An 18028-nucleotide genomic window follows, 5' to 3' on the forward strand; every position below is an offset into this window, starting at 1 on the left:
TAATTTATTTTTATTGAAACTAATTTGTCACTTCTACATAATCCTGAACAGTATTAAGGATTTGTTCACTGTAATTCAGTAAATCAATCGGGTGTACAAAGTCAAGAACAGTGCGTTCTTTGTCGGTAGCTGCGTCGTTTAGGACGATAAAGTTTCTGTTTTTTTCGAAAAATACGCGAATAATCCATCTTCGGATATTGTTATCAATAATAATATTGAAATAACTTCGATTATCTCGGTAGAATACACGTTCAGGTGCTATGGCATCTTTAAGAATTACCTTTACAATCGAATAGGATTCAAGTTCTTCAGGTGTTGTCACAATACCATCGTCTTTTACCGGTTCTTCTTTTGTTTCTTCATTGTTTGGATCCGGAAGGGTTACACGTACTTTACTATCTCCAGTTGATTTAAGGGCAGCGTTTAATTTATCGTTTACCTTTTCGTTTACAATTTGTTTTAATCCTTTCGAAATAATTGGTGTGAATTTTTCTAATGCATTCTTTGTTTTTAAACCATCATAAATTTGATGTACAAGGAATTTTACGAATTCTTCATCGGGAGTATCGAATTGAACGGATAAATAGCTTTTTAAGGCGTTTAAGTATTTAAGGTCAGAAGCGGTACTTGAAATATTTTCAAGATCAAACGTTTCTTTTCGGAATTTTGCGATTTCTTGGATGTGAATATCTCGTAGCTCTAAAATGTTAAATGTAAAGAAAGGTGTTGTATCCATCTTATTTGGCTCTTCTAAATCAGTAAAAAATTTGTATACGATACCGTTTGTAAGAATGCCAAATTTAGCGGAAGTAGTACCGAAATAACGGAATAATTGAGAGTCATGTTTTGTAAGGTTTTCGGCAATGCTCTTACACTCAATTAAAATCATAGGGGCGCCATCACTTAATATCGCGTAATCAACTTTTTCACCTTTTTTAATACCAACGTCGGCTGTAAACTCTGGGCTGAACTCTAATGGGTTGAAGATGTCGTAGCCTAAAATTTGAAAGAACGGCATCACTATGGCTGTTTTTGTAGCTTCCTCTGTCGATATTGAATCTTTTAAACTGTCAATACGTTTAGCTAAATTTTTTAATTGTTCTACAAACTGTTCCATATGTATCCCTCCAATTATGTAGTTACATTTGACTTGCGTAAATATAACTAGGTAAATGATAAAAAAATATTAAAGTCCAATATAGTATATATTTTACAAATGGGGGTTGTTTTAAAGGACATGCAAGCATGTCCTTATTTGATTTCACCACTATCCTTCAAAATCTCCCACATTTTACGAAGCCTTTGTAAATCTTCCTCACGATTCTTAGGTAAATCCTTATACCATTTTTGTAAAGATGGGTCGTTGGCGAAGGCTTGGAACTCAGCTTCCTCATCTGTTTGGTTAAGTGGTATATCATAATCAGTGTTACCAAGTAAATAATCTGTTGTAGTATTTAAGGCTTTTGCTAAAAGTACAAGCATTTCATTAGAAGGAGTGCTATAGCCATTTTCATAATTACTAATTGTACCTTTAGTGGTTTGAACTTGTATCGCAAGTTGTTCTTGTGTAAGTTTTTTTGCCTTTCTGGCTATCTTCAAGCGGTGGTCTAACATTCAATCACTCCTTTGACATATGTAAATAAACTATAGAAGTAAAAAAATATACCTTCTAAAAATATTTTACATACAGAAGTGTCATAACGGATATACAATTGGTGTTACTTTATTTTATCTCACCATTATCCTTCAAAATCTCCCACATTTTACGTAATTTCTGTAAATCCTCTTCACGATTCTTCGGTAAATCCTTGTACCATTTTTGTAATGAAGGATCGTTAGCGAATGCTTGGAATTCAGTTTCGTCATTTATGGATTGAGTATGAGGGTTTTTAACGTCACTTTCACATAAAATATATGCGACACTAACGCCATATTTTTCAGCTAATTTTTGTAGGCTACTTATTGAAATTTCATTGCGACCTTGTTCGTAATAACCATAGGCACTTTCAGAAATATTCAAGAATTTAGCAATATCAGCTTGTGTTAATTTGAATTCTTTTCTTAATTCCTTAAGTCTTTGTGGGACATTAGGCATGGTTACACCTCTTTCGCATATGTAAATAAACTAGTCAGGTATTATTTTACATCTAGAAGTGTCTTAATGGTATACAAATTGGTGTTACTTTAATTTATCTCACCATTATCTTTCAAAATCTCCCACATTTTACGAAGCTTTTGTAAATCTTCTTCACGATTTTTGGGTAGTTCCTTGTACCATTTTTGTAATGATGGGTCGTTGGCGAATGCTTGAAAAGAAGCTTCGTCTTTTTCTTGTGGTGTGAGTGCTATTTTATCTGTACGACCTAATAGGTAGTCTGTACTGACTTCAAAATAATCGGCTAACTTAGAAAGCGTTGAATTGTCAGGTTCACCTAAATTATTTTCATATTTTGCATAGCCTTGTCTAGTGATGCCTAGTAAGTCAGCCATTTCCTGTTGGGTCTTACGTTGCTGGGTTCTTAGGGCTTTTAATCGAATTGAGAGCATTGTAATCCCCCTTTTATAGTAAATATTAAACAATTTTAATTATAACGCAACTATAAGTTACTGCGTGCAACTAAAAGTAGCATTTATGCTTGACAGCAACATTTTGTTGCTTTATATTATGATTATAAGGTAACTAAAAGTTGCAAAGGAGAGGTGGAGAGTGAGAGAAAAATTAATTATTCTTCGAGGTGAAAAAACAATAACAGAGGTAGCTAAAGATCTTAATATTACAAGACAAATGTTAAGTGCAATAGAAAACAATGCTAGAACTCCTTCTCTAGCATTAGCTAGAAAAATTGCTGTTTATTATTCAACAACAATTGAAGATGTTTTTTTTGAATCTAAATGCAACTAAACGTTACCTTTGATTAAAAGAGAAATTGGAAAGTTTGGGATGGAGCATGACATGGTTGCTCTAGTAGCCATAAATTTTTACATCCAATCTACCAATATTTTAGCAGATTGGATGGATTATAAAAAAGTAGGAGGTTATTTATGAATCCATTACAAGTAATCGTACATGACAATCAGCGTGTGCTAACAACAAATCAATTGGCTGAAAGTTATGAAACAGATGTAAAAGTCATTTCGAATAATTTCACTCGGAACAAAGGTCGGTATCAAGAGGGCAAACACTTTATTCATCTTTCGGGTGAGGACTTAAAACAATTTAAAGCCATTCATCAAAATGATGAAAGCCTAAAATTTGCTTCTTCGTTATACCTTTGGACTGAAAAGGGAGCATGGTTACACGCAAAATCTCTTAACACCGATAGAGCGTGGGATGCCTATGAAAAACTAGTGGACGAGTACTACAACATGAAAGAAAAGATTGTGCCGTTATCAAAAGACCAAGCGCTTGTCACAGTTCTTCGTACTACTGCAGATTTGGTTGAAGATACGCAGGAGATTAAAAAAGAACAACACGAAATCCGTAAAGAACTGTCACTTCTCAATGAAAAGGTAGAAGAGCAAATTACCTTAACATCAGGTGAGCAACGTGCCGTACAAAAGGCTGTAGCGACAAAAGTCTATGAATGTGAACAAGACACAACACTACGACCAAAACTCTTTCGTGAATTATATCGTGAAATTAAAGACCGGTTTGCTGTAGCCAGTTACAAGGATATTCGTCGTCAGGATTTACAACTAGCGCTACGATATATCAATTCTTGGATTCCTCGAAAAGTTTCATTGGAAGAGGCTGCCGGGCAAAGCAGCCTATAGATTGGAGGGCTGGTAATGTTTAGCGAGGATTTTAAGGAGAAAATGATGCTTGAGTTTCGCACGATGATTCGTGAGGAGATGGAAGCAACTTTACAGGGGACATATGTACAAATTCAACAGTTGCCACCGTTTTTAACGAAAGAAGAGTTAAAAAAATTGCTTCGAATTGCGGATACAAAGGCTTCAGCGTTGCTTGCAAGAGCAGATTTTCCGGTATTGCGAGAAGCGGGTGTTTTAGTACCCTCTCACTTATTTATTCAATGGGTTGAAGCCAACACACAGTGGATTGATTTAAATACAGGGTTAGCCCCTCATTCACTAAAAGCATTAAGACCAATTAAGCCCTACGTACTTACTTAAGTGATTGGGCATACAACCTCTTGACACTATTTTACCTTGAATATCAACAACAATTGGTTCTGCTTTTGCTATCCCTTGTTCCGCCTTGGAACATTGAGAGGAGGTGAGACCAATGTCATACGGAGCTATTTTAAAAGCGCTACGAGTAAGAGCCAATCTTACACAACAAGAACTAGCAGACAAACTACATCGCAGCCGTTCGTGTATTTCTAAGTTTGAAAAAGAGACTAAAACCATTGATATGCCTACATTCATGCAGTGGATACAAATTACGGATGGGCAAGTTGCAGCGGCTGCCATGATGTTTGGAATGGATGCATTATCAATCATTAATCAATTATTACCGTTTATCGGAGGAGGTTTTATATGGTGGATGTAATTATGCTTATCAAGCATCGTAGAGCGATTTACGGGGCAATAGGAGCAATTGAATTCAATTTAATAATGGAAGATTACGACTTAGCAATTGAAAGAGCTTATGACATCATCAGAAGTTTAAAAGCTTTACAAGCCAATCAAAAAATAGATTTAGCAGAAGTAGATAGAGTGATAGATCACATCCAGCAGTGGGAGGTTCAGGATGTTCAAGTTTAAACGATGGAGCAAGTTATCGTTACAACAACGTCTAGTGTCGGTCGGCAATTGGTGGTACAGATGGTGAAGTGGTTAGTGGATTACTTCTACATGCCAGACGATGGTCGCAATCAATACCACAAAGCATTTTGTGTAAAGTGCGGTCTAATCATCATCGCCATTGGTGTACCAGTGATTATTGCTTGTTGGCAATAAAAAAAGCTGCTTAATCGCGGGAACGATTAAACAGCAGTGCGGTTTTGTCTACACATAGTATACCACAATAATCGACGTTTGCGAGTCGCAACTCGCTCTCGTCAAGCAGTTCATAATCCTCTTCTTTCGTCTGGTTAGCCGAAACATTATGAGCTGCTTGATGGGAAAGTCCATCAGAAAGAAGGTGAGGACATGAATCTTCAAGTTGAGAATCCAATGGTATTAGGAACACTCGAAACAGTTAATCGAGTATCGACAAATCACTTGGTTGAGAAAGAATTTCGGGATTTTTATGGCAGTTTAATAGTAAGTAATGACGATTACATGGAGTTTCCGAACGGTGATATTGTTCACATGGATAACATTCACACGTACTTAGAAGAGCACTTTAAAGCTTCATTTTGCACAAAAAAATAAACCACTACTCGCAATAGTGGCTTAGAAAAAACATTAATTATCGTTATTTTAACACAGGAGGTTAAAAGAATGGAAGCAGTATCTACTTTAAAGATGGATCGTATTGAATGGCTCCAACTACGTAAAAGCGGTATCGGTGGTTCAGATGCATCAGCAATTCTTGGATTTAATCGCTGGAAGTCAGCGTTTCAGTTATTCATCGAAAAGACATCTGAAATGGTTGAAGAAATCGACAATGAATTTGTGTACTGGGGCAATGTACTAGAAGATATTGTTGCACAAGAATTTGCAAGACGAACACGTAAAAAAGTACAGCGTGTGAATCGTATGCTACGACACCCTGATTTTCAATTTATGATAGCTAACTTAGACCGCCGAATCGTTGGAGAGAGAGCAATCCTCGAATGTAAAACAACATCTACGTACAACAAAGATGCCTGGGAAGGTGACGAAGTACCAGCAGCATATATTTGTCAGTTGCAACATTATCTAGCGGTCACTGGATTTGAAAAGGCATATATTGCGGTTTTGATTGGTGGGAACACATTTGTGTGGAAAGAAGTTGCCCGTGATGATGAATTTATTGAGTTAATGATTGAGCGAGAAAAAGACTTTTGGCATAACCATGTCCTTGCTAACGTACCTCCGGCGATTGATGGTAGTTCATCTGCTAGTGAGTTTTTAGCCAAAATGTTCCCTCAGGATGATGGTTCAGCCATTATGTTGGATGAGCAGATGAACACATTAATTGAGGCGATTGAATCATTAAAAAGTGAAGAAAAGCAACTCGAAAACCAACGTAAAGAATATGAAAATCAACTAAAAATAAAGCTTGGTGAGGCCGTAGAAGGATATTCGAATCGATTTAAAGTGACTTATAAAACAATTACAACTAATCGAATTGATAGCAAGCGATTAAAGGAAGAACAACCGGAGCTATATAAGAAATATTGCAATGAATCATTATTTCGCCGTTTGTCGATTAAGGAGGCGAATTAAACATGGCAACTACAAATGACTTAAAAGCGCAAATACAAGGTCAAGTACAACAAGGTCTTACACCAGAACAATCATTAAACAAATTGTTAAAGCGTATGGGTCCTCAAATTCAACGAGCATTACCTAAACACATGGATGCTGATCGTATTGCACGAATTGCCTTAACAGCAGTTCGTGCTACACCAAAGCTACTAGAATGTGACCAAATGAGTTTTCTAGCAGCACTTATGCAATCTGCTCAACTAGGAGTGGAGCCAAATACAGGGCTAGGACAAGCTTATTTAATCCCATATGGCAAACAAGTACAGTTCCAGTTAGGTTATAAAGGTTTAATTGATTTAGCTGTTCGTAGCGGTCAATATAAAGCCATTTATGCGCATGAAGTGTATAAGGAAGATGAATTTTCGTTTGCATACGGATTACACAAAGATCTTGTCCATGTACCTTCGACAAATCCAGAAGGCGAACCAATCGGTTACTACGCTGTGTACCATTTAAAAAATGGCGGATACGACTTTGTTTACTGGACAAGAGAACGTATTGATAAACATGCTCAAAAGTTTTCGCAAGCCGTTCAAAAAGGTTCGACAAGCCCTTGGAAAACTAACTATGACGCAATGGCTAAAAAAACTGTACTAAAAGAAGTATTAAAATATTCTCCTAAATCAATCGAGCTGCAGAAGGTAGTAGAGGCTGATGAAACGATTAAAAACGAGGTATCAGAGGATATGAGTGATGTTATTGATGTCACAGATTATTCGATCATTGAAGCAGAAGCAGTTCAAGAGGAAAAGATTATTGAACAGTAACGTACCACACAAAGTCCTTCTGCCTGCGTGGATCTTTCAACAGGCGAAGGATAACGATCAAATCAAACGTTTGGTGTTGCAATACATGATTAGATATCCAAACTATCGAATTATCAAAATCAAGGGTAGTTTTGCGGTTTGTGAAAGATTAGAGGGGTTCTTATAAAAACGATATGTAAAGGTGACATTTAGAGTTAGGAATTAAAGTATTAAATTCCTTTGTTGTTACGAAGTTCTACTATTGTTCCTTCAGGTGCTTTTATTTTGCATAAGCTACCATTCTCAACATGGTAAATTATTTCATTATTCTTCATTAAGAATTCAGTGTCTAATTCATGAAGGCGAGATACTTCTGATTTTAAATCTTCTACCCATAAACAAAAGTGAACTAGACCCAGGGAATTTGTGTTTACGTCACATAGTATTTCATTTTGTTTTCCAGTTTGCAGTTCAATATAAAAATCGCCCAATTGAATCCATGTATTAAAATTGCGTCCGTGAAAATCAGGTGATTCTTGTACTACTTTAAAACCCAGTATGTCTGTATAGAAATTTAACGATTCGGTGTATGTATTGGTTTGGATGCATAAATGATGCACGAAACTTTTATTCATAAATTACCTCTTTTCAGTTGATAAATGATGTTCAAATAAATAGTTCATTACAATATTATATCAATTTGGTTTAAGGAATAAATAAAAACCTTTAAAAAAGGTCGAGTTAAGGAGAGGCGAGGGCAAATGGGCATTATCCGAGTAGCTAAAAACAACAACTATGTAGTGATGAATCGTACAGCATTAAATGACAACCGTCTATCTTGGAAAGCTAAAGGCATTATGGCTTATATGCTTTCAATGCCAGATGATTGGGTGTTTTATATGGACGAATTAATTACGCATGCTACAGATGGCAAAGATTCGTTCAAAAGTGGACTAAAAGAGCTTAAAGATAACGGCTATGTAGAGCGTAAACCAGTTAGAGATGAAAAAACGAAAAGGATCGTTGCTTGGGAGACGATTGTCCATGAAGCGCCTATCCAACAAGAGGAGAAACCATCAGTAGAAATCCCACCAGTGGAAAAGCCATTAGAGGAAAACCCACTTATGGAAAACCCACAAGTGGAAAAACCACTAGTGGAAAATCCGCCCCTACTAAGTATTGATAATAACCAAGTATTGAATAAACCAAATACTGATAATAACCAAGTACTGACTACAGACAAACAACATGCTCAAAGGCTATATGGGTTCTTTGTCAGTCGTCTGCAAAAGTTGCCTAGCAATAAGTTACGAGAAGATATTGATTACTATCTATCGACCTATCAAGATGCAAATCTAGTTATTGAAGCGTTTGAGCGAGCTCTGTTAAATGGACGAGTCAGAGATAAAGAAAAATATGCTAATGGTACATTACGCAATTGGAGATATGAGGGTGTAACATCTATGCAACTATTAGCGAAAAAGGAGGCTCAACAACGTGCATCCAATACAGGAAGTACTAGCAAAGGCACAAGCAAAGTACCAAGCATTATTGGACGAAGAAGCAGCTTCGATTAATGACAAACAGTATGAATGTACAAAGTGCAAAGATGTAGGCGGATTATTTGAAATGAAAGTCGATGAAGATGAAACCAGTATTACTTACGGTAAATCATTTCAAATTTGGGTTGATTGCGAATGCGAGAAAAATAGAATTGTTAGCAAGCTGATGAAGGCTAGTGAAATCACAGAAGAATTCAAAGCAATGACATTTGATAACTTTTTCACCAATGGAGCACCCAAGGTAGTACAAGACATGCACCTATTGGCTACTAAATACTATGCAGATTTTGAACAAATCCAAAAGTCAAAGCAAAACAGTATTGCCTATCTAGGTCAACCAGGATCAGGGAAAACACACTTACTTATAGCTTTGGCCAACTTAATGATGACAGAGAAACATAAGTCAGTATTGTATTTTCCATTCGTGGAAGGCTTCGATGATTTACGTTCAGATTTTGAAAAGCTAGAGGCCAAGATGATCCGTATGAAACAGGTCGATATTCTCTTTATCGATGACTTGTTTAAACCTGTTACAAAGCAAATGAAAGATGGGGAAAGGATTAAAGTGCCACAGGGTAGCGAATGGGAAATTAAACAGCTTTATTCTGTTGTGAACTATCGTTATATGAATCATAAGCCGGTGTTTATTAGCAGCGAACTAACGTTTGATGAAATGATTGTTCAAATGGACGAAGGGCTCGGTACACGCTTTTATCAGATGTGTAAGCAGTTCTTTATTCATATCGATAAGGACTTAGGGTTGAATTATAGATTAAAGTGAGGGGCGCTTAGCCCCTTGATTGGAGGGCGAACAGATGAGGTACAACAAATCTATCGATTGTGGTTGTGGTCATAAAGTTAATCTAGACGACTTCTTAAATCTTGTCAGGAACGAAGCCTTAGACGATGGTGAAATAAGCGATTTACAGGAAGAAATAACGTGTAATGTATGTAATGCCATTTATCAAGTAAGTGCAAGTGCTTATGTACATGTCGATGTTTCACTGGAAAGAGTCGAATTATTAAGCCGAGGCTTTGTGCTTAATGGTGAAACAGTAAGTTTAAATCAATTTGGCATTGGTGAAGAAGTTGCTTTGCAGATGGCGAATACCAAGCTGGTAACATGCTTTACAAGATTAGTGGTGGAGTAGTTTGCAACATTTACAATGCACAAATTGATGAAAATCAATTAGCTTTGGCTATTTAGGAGGGAGTATGGATGAATAATGATTTAAAACAGATTTTAGCCAAGGTTCGTGAGGCGAGATGTGAGTGGGAACTAAAAAACCTCATGAATGAGCTAGAGGAATTCAACAAACAAAATTACAAAGCTGCTGCTATTGATATCGCTTTGGAAACAGGTGACCGCAAGGCTTTTAATAAATTGGTGGTGTGTTATACAAATGACTAAAAATTTCACATGGTACGCACCAAATGCAGAACTGCTGAAATGCCCTGTGCCTGGCTGTCATCACATTGGGACTATCATCACGAAAAAGCATTGCTGGCTAGTGCATGGCATGACGAGAGATGAGGTTGGTGAAAAGTACGGGAAGCCTAAGCGTATTTTGACATATAGCGAGAATCAAATTAAAGCGAGGGACGAGGAATGGGTGAACAATACTTAATCGATCAGTTGGTGTTACACATAGGCCTCTACAAAAAATATCAGTACAAAGAAAACGAGATAGGGTTTTATCAGAACCTAGAAGCATTACGCGTGCTGAAAGGGCTTAGCACACATGATGAAGCTTTAGATTATGCTATTGCAGTTACTGAAAGAGTGAAGGCTTCATGAGACTATGTAACGGTATTCAAATTGACATTATTAATGCATTAAAAGCAAGTACGGAAAGTTTTAAGATGTTTTATCAGCAGATTTAAAGAATGGATTTTTGAAGGAAACAGTATGAGAAACTGCGGAGAGTGCCATCGTAATGGCAAGATATTGTTCAGGAGAATGAAGAATGAAAAAACCAAATTCTAAAATGGTTCGCCAATAGTTTCACCAAAAAAGGGTTATTAAATTGACACGATTGACTATTCTGGTGGATATTTATAAGTTTTTAAGTGGGTGTGATTTATCAATTTAACCTCGGGTCCATAAGATATTTCATAGGTCATTCGGTCCTTCCCTACAGGGATATACTGACCGCCATCTGTAGGTTCAATTTCAAATGTAATTTGCAATTTAAATCCACGAAAACCGTTTACTCTTTTAGTTTCAATAACTTCAATTTTCCATAGAGTAACATGTGGTGAAATATCCTGGAAAATCTTCGGATAATAATAGCTAGTTAAGTCTTTTTCAATATAAGGAGTAAGCATGATCATAAGCATATCCTGCATTCTAAGTTCGTTAGAGTCTTGAGTGGGTTCATTTATTCCGAAACCTGTCTTTGGAAGGGAAAATAAAACAAGAGTAATTGATATTACTAAAGCAGATAAACCCTTTTTCATTTATAAAATACACCTCTTTAAAAAATTTTATAAATTTATTATTAACGATTCATTTAAAAGTATGTAGCTTCATCAGTAGTTTATTGCACAACATGAGGAATTTAAGAAGTAAGAGCGATTATAATATCGCTCTAAAAAACTCATAAAATCCCATATTCATAGGGATTGCCCATATAAAGAAACCGAGTAGGGCAATTGGACCAATAAAGAAATTATAAATCTTTGTCGGCAAAATGTTTCCGAATAACGTTTTGTAGATTGCTACGCAAACTACCATTACAACCGGCAGTAAAATCAATGGTGGTATCAAAAATAACAGACTTCCACCAAGAGATATTCCTGAAAATATGTCCATTCAATTACCTCTTTATGTATTTTGTGTAAATTGTACCATAAAAAAGCTGCAGCGTTTGCACACGCTACAACTTCAGTACGAAACTATTTGAACTTTTGAGGTTTTGCAGCCTTAATTGAAGCTACTTCTCCGCAATTTTGACACACAGTATAAATAAGTGGAGATCCTGAAGAGAAAATACTGTTAACTGGTCTTAAGGCAGCATAGCCATCAAGTTTACCTTCGCCAAATGAATTACCACCGCAGGACTTGCAGATTAATTTATTGTTTTCCATATAATCACCTCAATATGTAAGTTATGTAAATTTTAACACAGAAAAAGCCGCAGCGTCGTCACACGCTACAGCTCTAATTGGATTATGCTATTTAAGCCTTCTCGAAGCATTATACCACAGCTTAAGGGGGCTAACCTGATGGGCAAACAAGGGCAAATTAAAGTAACGAAAGAGGATTTACTGCAGTGGATTAAGAATTATCATTGGATGGTTGCAACTATTGAAGAAGCACGGAAGCCAGTAGCAAAGGTTGATAATAATAGTTACATTGGGGCAAAAATAGCAATGTATGGTATTGAGGCAACATTACCAAAGGCAATCGGAGGTACTAGTGATCCGGTGTTTACAGAAGTACAACGTCGTGTATATTCACTAAATTATCGTATTATGGAATATGAGCAAAAAATCGCGGAAGTGCAAATGCGTATTCCACTAGTGACCGGAGACAGGGAGATTGAAGTGCTTCATAGATTGCTAGATGGTGAAAGTATGCGAGCTGTTGGTAGACACATGAAATTGTCCAGTACTACGATATTTAGGGTCAGAAACAATATATTGAAACAAATGTTGAAGTAGCCGAGAGGCTGCTTCTTTTATTTCTAAAAGTTTTGTTTCTTCAACAAATTGGCCAGCTTAATAAATGAGGTTTTTAATAGGTTGTTGGTCTAAAAAACTAGTATGTTTTTAAAAAGGGTTTTAGACAATTTTAAAGAATAAATATAATAAAGGAGTAATAAAGTAAGAAAGGAATTATTATTATGAAAGCTTTTATTTGTGGAGTTAGTAAATATGAAAAAGAATCAGATTTACCAAGTTGCGAAGTAGATGTGAAAAATATAACTTCTTCTATAAAGGAAAGATTAAAATTAGATCAATCTGAGATTATAACATTAAATAGCGTAAAAACTTCTATAAAAAAAGAAGAATTTATTAAAAGTTTCTTGGATTTTTCAGGCCTTCTTACAGACGAAGATACTGCAATATTTTATTTTTCAGGCCATGGTGGTACTAATTCTGGGGGGAAACATGAAATATTTTTAAGCGATGATTCCATTGAGACTGAACAAATAATAGGTATATTGGAAAGCAGTCGAAGTAAGAATAATTTAGTAATACTGGACTGTTGTTATGCAGGTAAAATTGATATTGAGATTAAAACAGCATCTATAGAAAAAAATCTGTTTGAAATTGTAGGAAAAGGAACAGAAATATTTTGTGCATGTAAAGATGATGAGAAAGCATATGGATATGAAGGTATAGGTGGTTTTTTTACCCAAGTATTTTCAAAAGCACTTGAAATTTCCTTGAACAATATAGAAAATGGTTTAACTATTAGAGATTTTACAAATTATATTCGAAGAGTCTTTGAAATGGGTTTGAGGCAAATAGCATATAAGCAAACATTTGTACAAATCGGAAATACTATTGGAGATTTTTATTTAATTGAACCACAACCTAAAACTTATAAACCTAAAAGTGTTTATTATGAATTTAATGATTATATAATCGAAGAGGTCAAAGATACTCATTCCGGTAGAAATAAAAGATATTCAGTAAAAGTATTATTAAAATATCCTTTTACAATAGACAAAATAAAAATGATTTCTGATGAAATATTATCGTTATCTACTGGCTTCGAAGTCTATAATAATGAAAAATTACATAATAGATTGTCTAAGGAAATTGTAAGCCATATTTTTTGTTACTTTGGTTTTACTAAAGAAGATATGTTAAATAGTAATTATTATTGTCGAAGTGTCTGGGTAGATAAAAGTCAAAATAGAAGTCATTGGCTTAAGAAGGTTGAAAATAGTCAACTGCTTGGTGAGACATTGTTTATTTATAACACTTCATATTTTGTTTTAAAAAACTTTATTAATTCAAATACTAGATCAGATATAGAAATTTTTGAGCTTGCAAACGCTATAAAAACAGATGCAATCAATATTGGCCAAATTATAATTAATAAATATCATGATTTTCTTAATAAGAAAATTTTTGAATATGAACTAATAGCGATTGTTGATTCTTATACTACTGAAATAGAACGACTTATTGATCAATCAGTAAATTTAGGTTATACGACTGAAAGGTTAAAAAAATGGATGAATAAATTAGTAGGAATGGTAGGAACGTTATCTGACTTTATACTATACTATGGTAGTAAATATGTTAATACTAGGGATGTAGATAATCGGAAGCAATGTATGAATTCTTCAATTAAATCATTTAATAGCGATCTTGATTCTTTGGCAAATATAGAAGTTACCTTAACGGAATTCTTTTAATTTAAATATTTCCCAAAAGCTATTAGAACAAAAGATTTCATAAAATAGACTACAATTTTAAATATTTATAACCTTTGTCACACTATCGAGAACCGTATTATTAAGTATATGTACTATAATTACTTTTCTAAACTAGCAGGGGCTTTAATAATTAGTTTATGTAGCAAAAGGAACAAATGTAAAACATGTACGATAGTTTGTGTTTGAAAATTTGTATTGTAAACTCGTAGGTAGGTTCGGTGTATGACATACATGGCTGGCCGTATTTTTTAAGAGATTAGGTATCTTAATTAATATAAAAGAATATGGAAGAAGTTCTTGTCTATTATTCAAGTTGCTAGAAAGCAAAAGTACATAAATCAACGAAGAGGGGTTGGAATTAACGATTTTTGAAGTATCCGTTGAATAAATTTATGAGAAAGATTTATTCAACGGAATTTTCTTTATTTTTTAGTTACACCTTTAAATGGCGTACCGTCTTGTTTTACATCCATAAACTTACCAGTATCTGAATCTACTTTTACCCATCTGTCAGTTTTAGGATTATAAACTTGATGTCGATCTTTTACTGCGCCAACGCGACCTTTACCTGGTTCTTTATTTTTGGCCATTAGAAACACCTCCTTTCGTTTCTATATTTCGACAATAATAGAAGAAATTCCTACTTGTGTTTTAAATAACGAGCATGTAAAAGTCTAGACTAAACAATTCAATTGCACGCAATTATTAGTAGGGCGGAGTTTGGTGTGGTTTTGAGAGTGGAAATTGTAGAAATTTGTTCCAATTTAATTGCTCGCAAAGTATGATTGATTTGGGTGATAAATATGGAAAATAACAATTCAATAGAAGAACAAAAGGAAAACTTAACAAAAAAGAAAAACAAAAGGAAATTTGAATGGAGAAATCAGGATTGGCTATGGCTTGTATTAATACTAGTAGCAATAATATTTTTTGTTACAACATTTAGGCTTGCCGATAATATTCAGGTTGTAGACTTATTTTCATTTATATCTAGCTCTGTTTCTATAGCTTTAGCTTTAGTAGCAATATTTTACGCATGGAAACAAGATAGTGATAGTCAAGTTGTAACAAGACATACTTCGAATTTATTAACTCAAATTACATCAAAAATTGAAAATATGGATAGCAAGATTGATAAATTGGATCCACAAACAGTGACAGCTCCTGTAGAAAACCAATTAATAATGGAAATAGAAAAGATTATTAGTGAAAAAAATACTGAGGCGAATCCAGAACTTTTAAGGGCTATCAATAAAACGATAAATGATAAATTTAATACTATAAATAAAAATTTAAATGGTTACTATAATCAAAGGAATAAATCTTGTATAGTAACTGTAAATCAAGAATCTAACTTTGAGAATGTGGAGAAGTTCACTAGTGACATAATGAAGTACACTGATGCAAAAGGGGTTGCTTCTTCACGGACAAATGGGAGCGTAATTATTTCCTTCGGTGCAAGTAATGAAAACTTAACAGAAATACTTTATAATATAGCTCAAAAAAACAACATATTATTAAAATCGATAGATATTAAATAAACATCCCTTGGGGTGTTTTTATTTTGCTCTAAAAATGAGTATCGAGCTGTCCTCCTCTTGCTGCTGAACTACCGGTACTTACTTTTGAGAGCGAAATAATTGCATCAAAATATTATTACAAATTTGTCGTATTTTGGATTATTATTGGTTCAGAGGAGGTGTTAGTATGATTCAAGTAAAAATATTTGATGAGGGAAAATCATCAAACCTAGAAAAAAGTATCAATGGATTCTTAGAACTAAAACAACAAAATGATAGTTTTAAATTAATTGATATTAAATATAATGCATATAATTACGGTGAAAACAGAACAGATTACCATTCAGCCGTAATAATTTATGAAGATTAATTTTTTAGAAACATCATCTTAAACGATGGTGTTTTTTATTTTACAAAGCAACTAGCATAATGGGGTGATGCCATTGGACATTATAGTAACGATTCCAAAAAGTGAATATAATTATGATGATAGAGAAACCGCTGTTTACGAACAGGGTGGATTTGAACAGTTCTGGCAACTATCAAGTCGACCTAAACGATTGAACATAGGTGATAGAGTGTACTTCGTAAAAAATGGATGCATCGAATCATCAATGAGGGTTATACGAATAGAAGAAAAGGCAACTACTACATGTGAGGTGACTAATCGCACATGGAGTGGCTGCCTTATTTTTATGGATGATTTGCAGCAAGAAAATATTCAAAATATCAATGGCTTTCAGGGTTTCCGTTATAGATGGTGGTAAACAGATTTTAATTAAAAGGGAGGGGCCAATTTGAAGATCATAAGTATACCTGTAGAAAAAATCAATCCAGCACCATACAATCCACGTTTGGATTTACAACCAGGGGATGAAGAATTTGAAAAGCTGGCTAGATCAATCAAGGATTTTGGCTATATTGATCCTTTAATTTGGAATGAACGCACTGGAAATCTGATAAGTGGACATCAACGGTTTAAAATTTTGCTAGCACAAGGTTATACCGAACTGGAGGTATCCGTTGTTGATTTTTCAGAGGAAAAAGAAAAGTTTGCGAACCTTGCCTTAAACAAAGTGAGTGGCAATTGGGATGATGAAAAACTTGCTTCTCTTTTTATGGAACTTGAACATAGTGATTTGAATCTTGGCAGCGGATTTGACCAGAACGAGATTGATTTATTGATAAAACAATTTACGGACCAAGATGATGAAATGACCGAGTTTTTCAATCAAGAACTCTCTTTAGAAACATTTGCAGAAGAAAACTTCGCATGCAAGTGCCCTAAGTGCGGTTTTTTGTTTGATCCAAAGGAGAAACCTCAATGAACGAGTGGCATTGGTCATTAAGTGATTTGAAAAAGGTTGAGAAACATAATTTCAAAGTGTTTAGCTGCTTCTCCTGTGGAGGGGGTTCTACAATGGGATATAAGTTGGCCGGGTTTGATGTTATGGGCAATGTGGAAATTGACCCCGAAATGATGACCCTATACAAGAACAATCATCATCCAAAGTTCCCTTTTTTAATGGGCGTTCAACAATTTAAAGAAATCCCGAATAGTGCACTTCCTGACGAGTTGTTTAATCTAGATATTTTAGATGGCTCTCCACCTTGCAGTGTTTTTTCGGTTGCAGGTAAAAGAGAAGCAAAATGGGGAGATGCTTACCACTTTAGAGAAGGTCAAGCAAAGCAACGATTAGATGATTTATTTTTCGATTTTATTGATGTTGCCGAGAAGCTCCGACCTAAAGTTGTCGTTGCTGAGAATGTGAAGGGAATGCTAATTGGGCAGGCGAAGGGCTTTCTTACGCTTATTGCCAAAGCATTTGATGAGATTGGGTATACACTGCAATTATTCTTGTTAAATAGTGCATCTATGGGCGTACCCCAACGCAGGGAGAGAGTCTTTTTTATTGCTCATCGAAAAGAATTAAATTTCCCTAAGTTATCACTGCCATTTAATGAAAAGCCGATTTTATATAAAGAAATCAGATCTGGTAGAGGGAAAGCACTGAATCCTCAAACAGTCACGTATCAGCGGTGGTTGAAAAGGCGCCCTATCGATAACAATATTGGCGATATTACAAAGCGCACAGAAGGTAAAGATCGTTCATTCAATACTGTATTTGTCAAAGATAATAAAGTTCCATATACAATAGCGAGTAATTCACAGTTCATCAGATATGATGAGCCTTTTTTTATTAGTGAGATGGATATAATCAGAATACAAAGTTTTCCCTATGATTATGATTTTGGAAGTTCTAACATTCAATATGTATGTGGCATGAGTGTTCCGCCGATTATGATGAAAAAAATCGCTGAACAAATATACCTTCAATGGTTTAAATAAAAAGAGAGAGGTGCGCTAACACCTCCCTGAAATAGAGTGCCGAATACCGGCAGAGATAGCGTTACACCGT

The 18028-nt window shown here is 35.0% G+C and carries 31 protein-coding genes; 22 read left to right on the plus strand and 9 right to left on the minus strand.

Annotated elements, in window-relative coordinates:
* Positions 1-19: 19 nt before the first annotated feature.
* The 4 genes from LS41612_RS10620 to LS41612_RS10635 form a co-directional block, all read right to left on the minus strand.
* Entirely contained in the window at positions 20-1117 is a 1098-nt protein-coding gene (locus LS41612_RS10620; protein WP_029747465.1) for a type I restriction endonuclease, read from the minus strand.
* Between the two features lie 134 nt (positions 1118-1251).
* Positions 1252-1614: a helix-turn-helix domain-containing protein gene (locus tag LS41612_RS10625; protein ID WP_024364745.1), complete on the minus strand. Its 363-nt coding sequence runs from the start codon at positions 1612-1614 to the stop codon at positions 1252-1254.
* Positions 1615-1723: 109 nt separating this feature from the next.
* Entirely contained in the window at positions 1724-2095 is a 372-nt protein-coding gene (locus LS41612_RS10630) for a type II toxin-antitoxin system RelB family anti-toxin (RefSeq protein ID WP_024364744.1), read from the minus strand.
* 89 nt (positions 2096-2184) lie between these two features.
* Positions 2185-2547 carry a helix-turn-helix domain-containing protein gene (locus LS41612_RS10635; protein ID WP_024364743.1) on the minus strand — a complete coding sequence of 121 codons (363 nt, stop codon included), beginning with the start codon at positions 2545-2547 and terminating at the stop codon, positions 2185-2187.
* 160 nt (positions 2548-2707) lie between these two features.
* Between LS41612_RS10635 and LS41612_RS10640 the strand changes: the two genes are divergently transcribed.
* From LS41612_RS10640 to LS41612_RS10680, 9 genes are all read left to right on the plus strand, one after another.
* A complete protein-coding gene (locus tag LS41612_RS10640; RefSeq protein ID WP_024364742.1) occupies positions 2708-2902 on the plus strand; it encodes a helix-turn-helix transcriptional regulator in 195 nt (64 codons plus the stop codon).
* Between the two features lie 140 nt (positions 2903-3042).
* Positions 3043-3774 carry an ORF6N domain-containing protein gene (locus tag LS41612_RS10645; protein WP_024364741.1) on the plus strand — a complete coding sequence of 244 codons (732 nt, stop codon included), beginning with the start codon at positions 3043-3045 and terminating at the stop codon, positions 3772-3774.
* A gap of 15 nt (positions 3775-3789) precedes the next feature.
* Entirely contained in the window at positions 3790-4134 is a 345-nt protein-coding gene (locus LS41612_RS10650; RefSeq protein ID WP_024364740.1) for a hypothetical protein, read from the plus strand.
* Positions 4135-4246: 112 nt separating this feature from the next.
* The gene (locus LS41612_RS10655; RefSeq protein WP_024364739.1) at positions 4247-4513 is read left to right on the plus strand and encodes a helix-turn-helix domain-containing protein; all 267 of its coding nucleotides are present in this window, start codon (positions 4247-4249) and stop codon (positions 4511-4513) included.
* Entirely contained in the window at positions 4501-4728 is a 228-nt protein-coding gene (locus LS41612_RS10660; protein WP_024364738.1) for a hypothetical protein, read from the plus strand. The genes LS41612_RS10655 and LS41612_RS10660 overlap by 13 nt, the downstream gene beginning before the upstream one ends.
* Positions 4729-4788: 60 nt before the next feature.
* Positions 4789-4923, plus strand: a complete 135-nt coding sequence (locus LS41612_RS23695) for a hypothetical protein (protein WP_255313815.1) — start codon at positions 4789-4791, stop codon at positions 4921-4923.
* Between the two features lie 192 nt (positions 4924-5115).
* Entirely contained in the window at positions 5116-5340 is a 225-nt protein-coding gene (locus LS41612_RS10670) for a YqaI family protein (RefSeq protein WP_024364736.1), read from the plus strand.
* A gap of 69 nt (positions 5341-5409) precedes the next feature.
* On the plus strand, positions 5410-6339 hold the full coding sequence (locus tag LS41612_RS10675) for a YqaJ viral recombinase family nuclease (RefSeq protein WP_024364735.1): 930 nt from the start codon (positions 5410-5412) through the stop codon (positions 6337-6339).
* A 2-nt stretch (positions 6340-6341) separates the two neighbouring features.
* Complete coding sequence (locus LS41612_RS10680; RefSeq protein WP_024364734.1) at positions 6342-7148, plus strand: phage-derived integrase/recombinase RecT; 807 nt, start codon at positions 6342-6344, stop codon at positions 7146-7148.
* Positions 7149-7357: 209 nt separating this feature from the next.
* Here the strand turns inward: LS41612_RS10680 and LS41612_RS10690 are convergent, their stop codons facing one another.
* Positions 7358-7762 carry a VOC family protein gene (locus tag LS41612_RS10690; RefSeq protein ID WP_024364733.1) on the minus strand — a complete coding sequence of 135 codons (405 nt, stop codon included), beginning with the start codon at positions 7760-7762 and terminating at the stop codon, positions 7358-7360.
* Positions 7763-7888: 126 nt separating this feature from the next.
* Here LS41612_RS10690 and LS41612_RS10695 point away from each other — a divergent pair, with 126 nt between their 5' ends.
* From LS41612_RS10695 to LS41612_RS10720, 6 genes are all read left to right on the plus strand, one after another.
* On the plus strand, positions 7889-8704 hold the full coding sequence (locus tag LS41612_RS10695) for a DnaD domain-containing protein (RefSeq protein ID WP_024364732.1): 816 nt from the start codon (positions 7889-7891) through the stop codon (positions 8702-8704).
* Positions 8625-9470 (plus strand): ATP-binding protein, encoded by an 846-nt coding sequence (locus tag LS41612_RS10700; protein ID WP_029747459.1) that lies wholly within the window; start codon positions 8625-8627, stop codon positions 9468-9470. The genes LS41612_RS10695 and LS41612_RS10700 overlap by 80 nt, the downstream gene beginning before the upstream one ends.
* 34 nt (positions 9471-9504) lie before the next feature.
* Entirely contained in the window at positions 9505-9840 is a 336-nt protein-coding gene (locus tag LS41612_RS10705; protein ID WP_024364731.1) for a hypothetical protein, read from the plus strand.
* A gap of 68 nt (positions 9841-9908) precedes the next feature.
* The gene (locus LS41612_RS10710; protein ID WP_024364730.1) at positions 9909-10100 is read left to right on the plus strand and encodes a hypothetical protein; all 192 of its coding nucleotides are present in this window, start codon (positions 9909-9911) and stop codon (positions 10098-10100) included.
* Positions 10093-10317, plus strand: coding sequence for a hypothetical protein (locus LS41612_RS10715; protein ID WP_024364729.1), 225 nt, complete (start codon positions 10093-10095; stop codon positions 10315-10317). Before LS41612_RS10710 ends, LS41612_RS10715 begins: the two co-directional genes overlap by 8 nt.
* The gene (locus LS41612_RS10720) at positions 10299-10487 is read left to right on the plus strand and encodes a hypothetical protein (RefSeq protein ID WP_024364728.1); all 189 of its coding nucleotides are present in this window, start codon (positions 10299-10301) and stop codon (positions 10485-10487) included. Before LS41612_RS10715 ends, LS41612_RS10720 begins: the two co-directional genes overlap by 19 nt.
* 242 nt (positions 10488-10729) lie before the next feature.
* Here LS41612_RS10720 and LS41612_RS10725 read toward each other — a convergent pair whose 3' ends face one another.
* From LS41612_RS10725 to LS41612_RS10735, 3 genes are all read right to left on the minus strand, one after another.
* On the minus strand, positions 10730-11149 hold the full coding sequence (locus tag LS41612_RS10725; RefSeq protein ID WP_024364727.1) for a DUF3888 domain-containing protein: 420 nt from the start codon (positions 11147-11149) through the stop codon (positions 10730-10732).
* Between the two features lie 118 nt (positions 11150-11267).
* The gene (locus LS41612_RS10730) at positions 11268-11504 is read right to left on the minus strand and encodes a hypothetical protein (RefSeq protein WP_024364726.1); all 237 of its coding nucleotides are present in this window, start codon (positions 11502-11504) and stop codon (positions 11268-11270) included.
* An 83-nt stretch (positions 11505-11587) separates the two neighbouring features.
* Positions 11588-11779 (minus strand): hypothetical protein, encoded by a 192-nt coding sequence (locus tag LS41612_RS10735; RefSeq protein ID WP_024364725.1) that lies wholly within the window; start codon positions 11777-11779, stop codon positions 11588-11590.
* 138 nt (positions 11780-11917) lie between these two features.
* On the opposite strand from LS41612_RS10735, the gene LS41612_RS10740 reads away from it, so the two are divergent.
* Both LS41612_RS10740 and LS41612_RS10745 read left to right on the plus strand, forming a co-directional pair.
* On the plus strand, positions 11918-12355 hold the full coding sequence (locus LS41612_RS10740; RefSeq protein WP_024364724.1) for a helix-turn-helix domain-containing protein: 438 nt from the start codon (positions 11918-11920) through the stop codon (positions 12353-12355).
* Positions 12356-12537: 182 nt separating this feature from the next.
* Positions 12538-14067 (plus strand): caspase family protein, encoded by a 1530-nt coding sequence (locus LS41612_RS10745; protein ID WP_024364723.1) that lies wholly within the window; start codon positions 12538-12540, stop codon positions 14065-14067.
* A gap of 443 nt (positions 14068-14510) precedes the next feature.
* Here LS41612_RS10745 and LS41612_RS23325 read toward each other — a convergent pair whose 3' ends face one another.
* Positions 14511-14678 carry a hypothetical protein gene (locus LS41612_RS23325; RefSeq protein WP_162832726.1) on the minus strand — a complete coding sequence of 56 codons (168 nt, stop codon included), beginning with the start codon at positions 14676-14678 and terminating at the stop codon, positions 14511-14513.
* Between the two features lie 213 nt (positions 14679-14891).
* Between LS41612_RS23325 and LS41612_RS10750 the strand changes: the two genes are divergently transcribed.
* The 5 genes from LS41612_RS10750 to LS41612_RS10770 all read left to right on the plus strand — a co-directional run bounded on the left by LS41612_RS10750 (position 14892) and on the right by LS41612_RS10770 (position 17958).
* Positions 14892-15629 carry a hypothetical protein gene (locus tag LS41612_RS10750; protein ID WP_024364722.1) on the plus strand — a complete coding sequence of 246 codons (738 nt, stop codon included), beginning with the start codon at positions 14892-14894 and terminating at the stop codon, positions 15627-15629.
* Between the two features lie 166 nt (positions 15630-15795).
* A complete protein-coding gene (locus LS41612_RS10755) occupies positions 15796-15978 on the plus strand; it encodes a sporulation protein Cse60 (RefSeq protein ID WP_024364721.1) in 183 nt (60 codons plus the stop codon).
* A gap of 73 nt (positions 15979-16051) precedes the next feature.
* Complete coding sequence (locus LS41612_RS10760; RefSeq protein WP_024364720.1) at positions 16052-16375, plus strand: hypothetical protein; 324 nt, start codon at positions 16052-16054, stop codon at positions 16373-16375.
* A 30-nt stretch (positions 16376-16405) separates the two neighbouring features.
* Positions 16406-16936, plus strand: coding sequence for a ParB N-terminal domain-containing protein (locus LS41612_RS10765; RefSeq protein WP_024364719.1), 531 nt, complete (start codon positions 16406-16408; stop codon positions 16934-16936).
* Entirely contained in the window at positions 16933-17958 is a 1026-nt protein-coding gene (locus tag LS41612_RS10770; protein WP_024364718.1) for a DNA cytosine methyltransferase, read from the plus strand. The genes LS41612_RS10765 and LS41612_RS10770 overlap by 4 nt, the downstream gene beginning before the upstream one ends.
* The last annotated feature ends 70 nt before the right edge of the window (positions 17959-18028 follow it).

The organism is Lysinibacillus sphaericus (assembly GCF_002982115.1).
Classification (GTDB): Bacteria; Bacillota; Bacilli; order Bacillales_A; family Planococcaceae; genus Lysinibacillus; species Lysinibacillus sphaericus.

Excerpts from the sequence above, each read along its gene's own strand:
- LS41612_RS10675 (WP_024364735.1), top strand. The coding sequence starts at position 5,410 with ATGGAAGCAGTATCTACTTTAAAGATGGATCGTATTGAATGGCTCCAA.
- LS41612_RS10705 (WP_024364731.1), top strand. The coding sequence starts at position 9,505 with ATGAGGTACAACAAATCTATCGATTGTGGTTGTGGTCATAAAGTTAAT.
- LS41612_RS10725 (WP_024364727.1), bottom strand. The coding sequence starts at position 11,149 with ATGAAAAAGGGTTTATCTGCTTTAGTAATATCAATTACTCTTGTTTTA.
- LS41612_RS10770 (WP_024364718.1), top strand. The coding sequence starts at position 16,933 with ATGAACGAGTGGCATTGGTCATTAAGTGATTTGAAAAAGGTTGAGAAA.
- LS41612_RS10690 (WP_024364733.1), bottom strand. The coding sequence starts at position 7,762 with ATGAATAAAAGTTTCGTGCATCATTTATGCATCCAAACCAATACATAC.
- LS41612_RS10735 (WP_024364725.1), bottom strand. The coding sequence starts at position 11,779 with ATGGAAAACAATAAATTAATCTGCAAGTCCTGCGGTGGTAATTCATTT.
- LS41612_RS10635 (WP_024364743.1), bottom strand. The coding sequence starts at position 2,547 with ATGCTCTCAATTCGATTAAAAGCCCTAAGAACCCAGCAACGTAAGACC.
- LS41612_RS10755 (WP_024364721.1), top strand. The coding sequence starts at position 15,796 with ATGATTCAAGTAAAAATATTTGATGAGGGAAAATCATCAAACCTAGAA.
- LS41612_RS10645 (WP_024364741.1), top strand. The coding sequence starts at position 3,043 with ATGAATCCATTACAAGTAATCGTACATGACAATCAGCGTGTGCTAACA.
- LS41612_RS10630 (WP_024364744.1), bottom strand. The coding sequence starts at position 2,095 with ATGCCTAATGTCCCACAAAGACTTAAGGAATTAAGAAAAGAATTCAAA.
- LS41612_RS10670 (WP_024364736.1), top strand. The coding sequence starts at position 5,116 with ATGAATCTTCAAGTTGAGAATCCAATGGTATTAGGAACACTCGAAACA.
- LS41612_RS10730 (WP_024364726.1), bottom strand. The coding sequence starts at position 11,504 with ATGGACATATTTTCAGGAATATCTCTTGGTGGAAGTCTGTTATTTTTG.
- LS41612_RS10620 (WP_029747465.1), bottom strand. The coding sequence starts at position 1,117 with ATGGAACAGTTTGTAGAACAATTAAAAAATTTAGCTAAACGTATTGAC.
- LS41612_RS10750 (WP_024364722.1), top strand. The coding sequence starts at position 14,892 with ATGGAAAATAACAATTCAATAGAAGAACAAAAGGAAAACTTAACAAAA.
- LS41612_RS10695 (WP_024364732.1), top strand. The coding sequence starts at position 7,889 with ATGGGCATTATCCGAGTAGCTAAAAACAACAACTATGTAGTGATGAAT.
- LS41612_RS23695 (WP_255313815.1), top strand. The coding sequence starts at position 4,789 with ATGGTGAAGTGGTTAGTGGATTACTTCTACATGCCAGACGATGGTCGC.
- LS41612_RS10715 (WP_024364729.1), top strand. The coding sequence starts at position 10,093 with ATGACTAAAAATTTCACATGGTACGCACCAAATGCAGAACTGCTGAAA.
- LS41612_RS10655 (WP_024364739.1), top strand. The coding sequence starts at position 4,247 with ATGTCATACGGAGCTATTTTAAAAGCGCTACGAGTAAGAGCCAATCTT.
- LS41612_RS10625 (WP_024364745.1), bottom strand. The coding sequence starts at position 1,614 with ATGTTAGACCACCGCTTGAAGATAGCCAGAAAGGCAAAAAAACTTACA.
- LS41612_RS10650 (WP_024364740.1), top strand. The coding sequence starts at position 3,790 with ATGTTTAGCGAGGATTTTAAGGAGAAAATGATGCTTGAGTTTCGCACG.
- LS41612_RS23325 (WP_162832726.1), bottom strand. The coding sequence starts at position 14,678 with ATGGCCAAAAATAAAGAACCAGGTAAAGGTCGCGTTGGCGCAGTAAAA.
- LS41612_RS10680 (WP_024364734.1), top strand. The coding sequence starts at position 6,342 with ATGGCAACTACAAATGACTTAAAAGCGCAAATACAAGGTCAAGTACAA.
- LS41612_RS10740 (WP_024364724.1), top strand. The coding sequence starts at position 11,918 with ATGGGCAAACAAGGGCAAATTAAAGTAACGAAAGAGGATTTACTGCAG.
- LS41612_RS10745 (WP_024364723.1), top strand. The coding sequence starts at position 12,538 with ATGAAAGCTTTTATTTGTGGAGTTAGTAAATATGAAAAAGAATCAGAT.
- LS41612_RS10720 (WP_024364728.1), top strand. The coding sequence starts at position 10,299 with ATGGGTGAACAATACTTAATCGATCAGTTGGTGTTACACATAGGCCTC.
- LS41612_RS10710 (WP_024364730.1), top strand. The coding sequence starts at position 9,909 with ATGAATAATGATTTAAAACAGATTTTAGCCAAGGTTCGTGAGGCGAGA.
- LS41612_RS10660 (WP_024364738.1), top strand. The coding sequence starts at position 4,501 with ATGGTGGATGTAATTATGCTTATCAAGCATCGTAGAGCGATTTACGGG.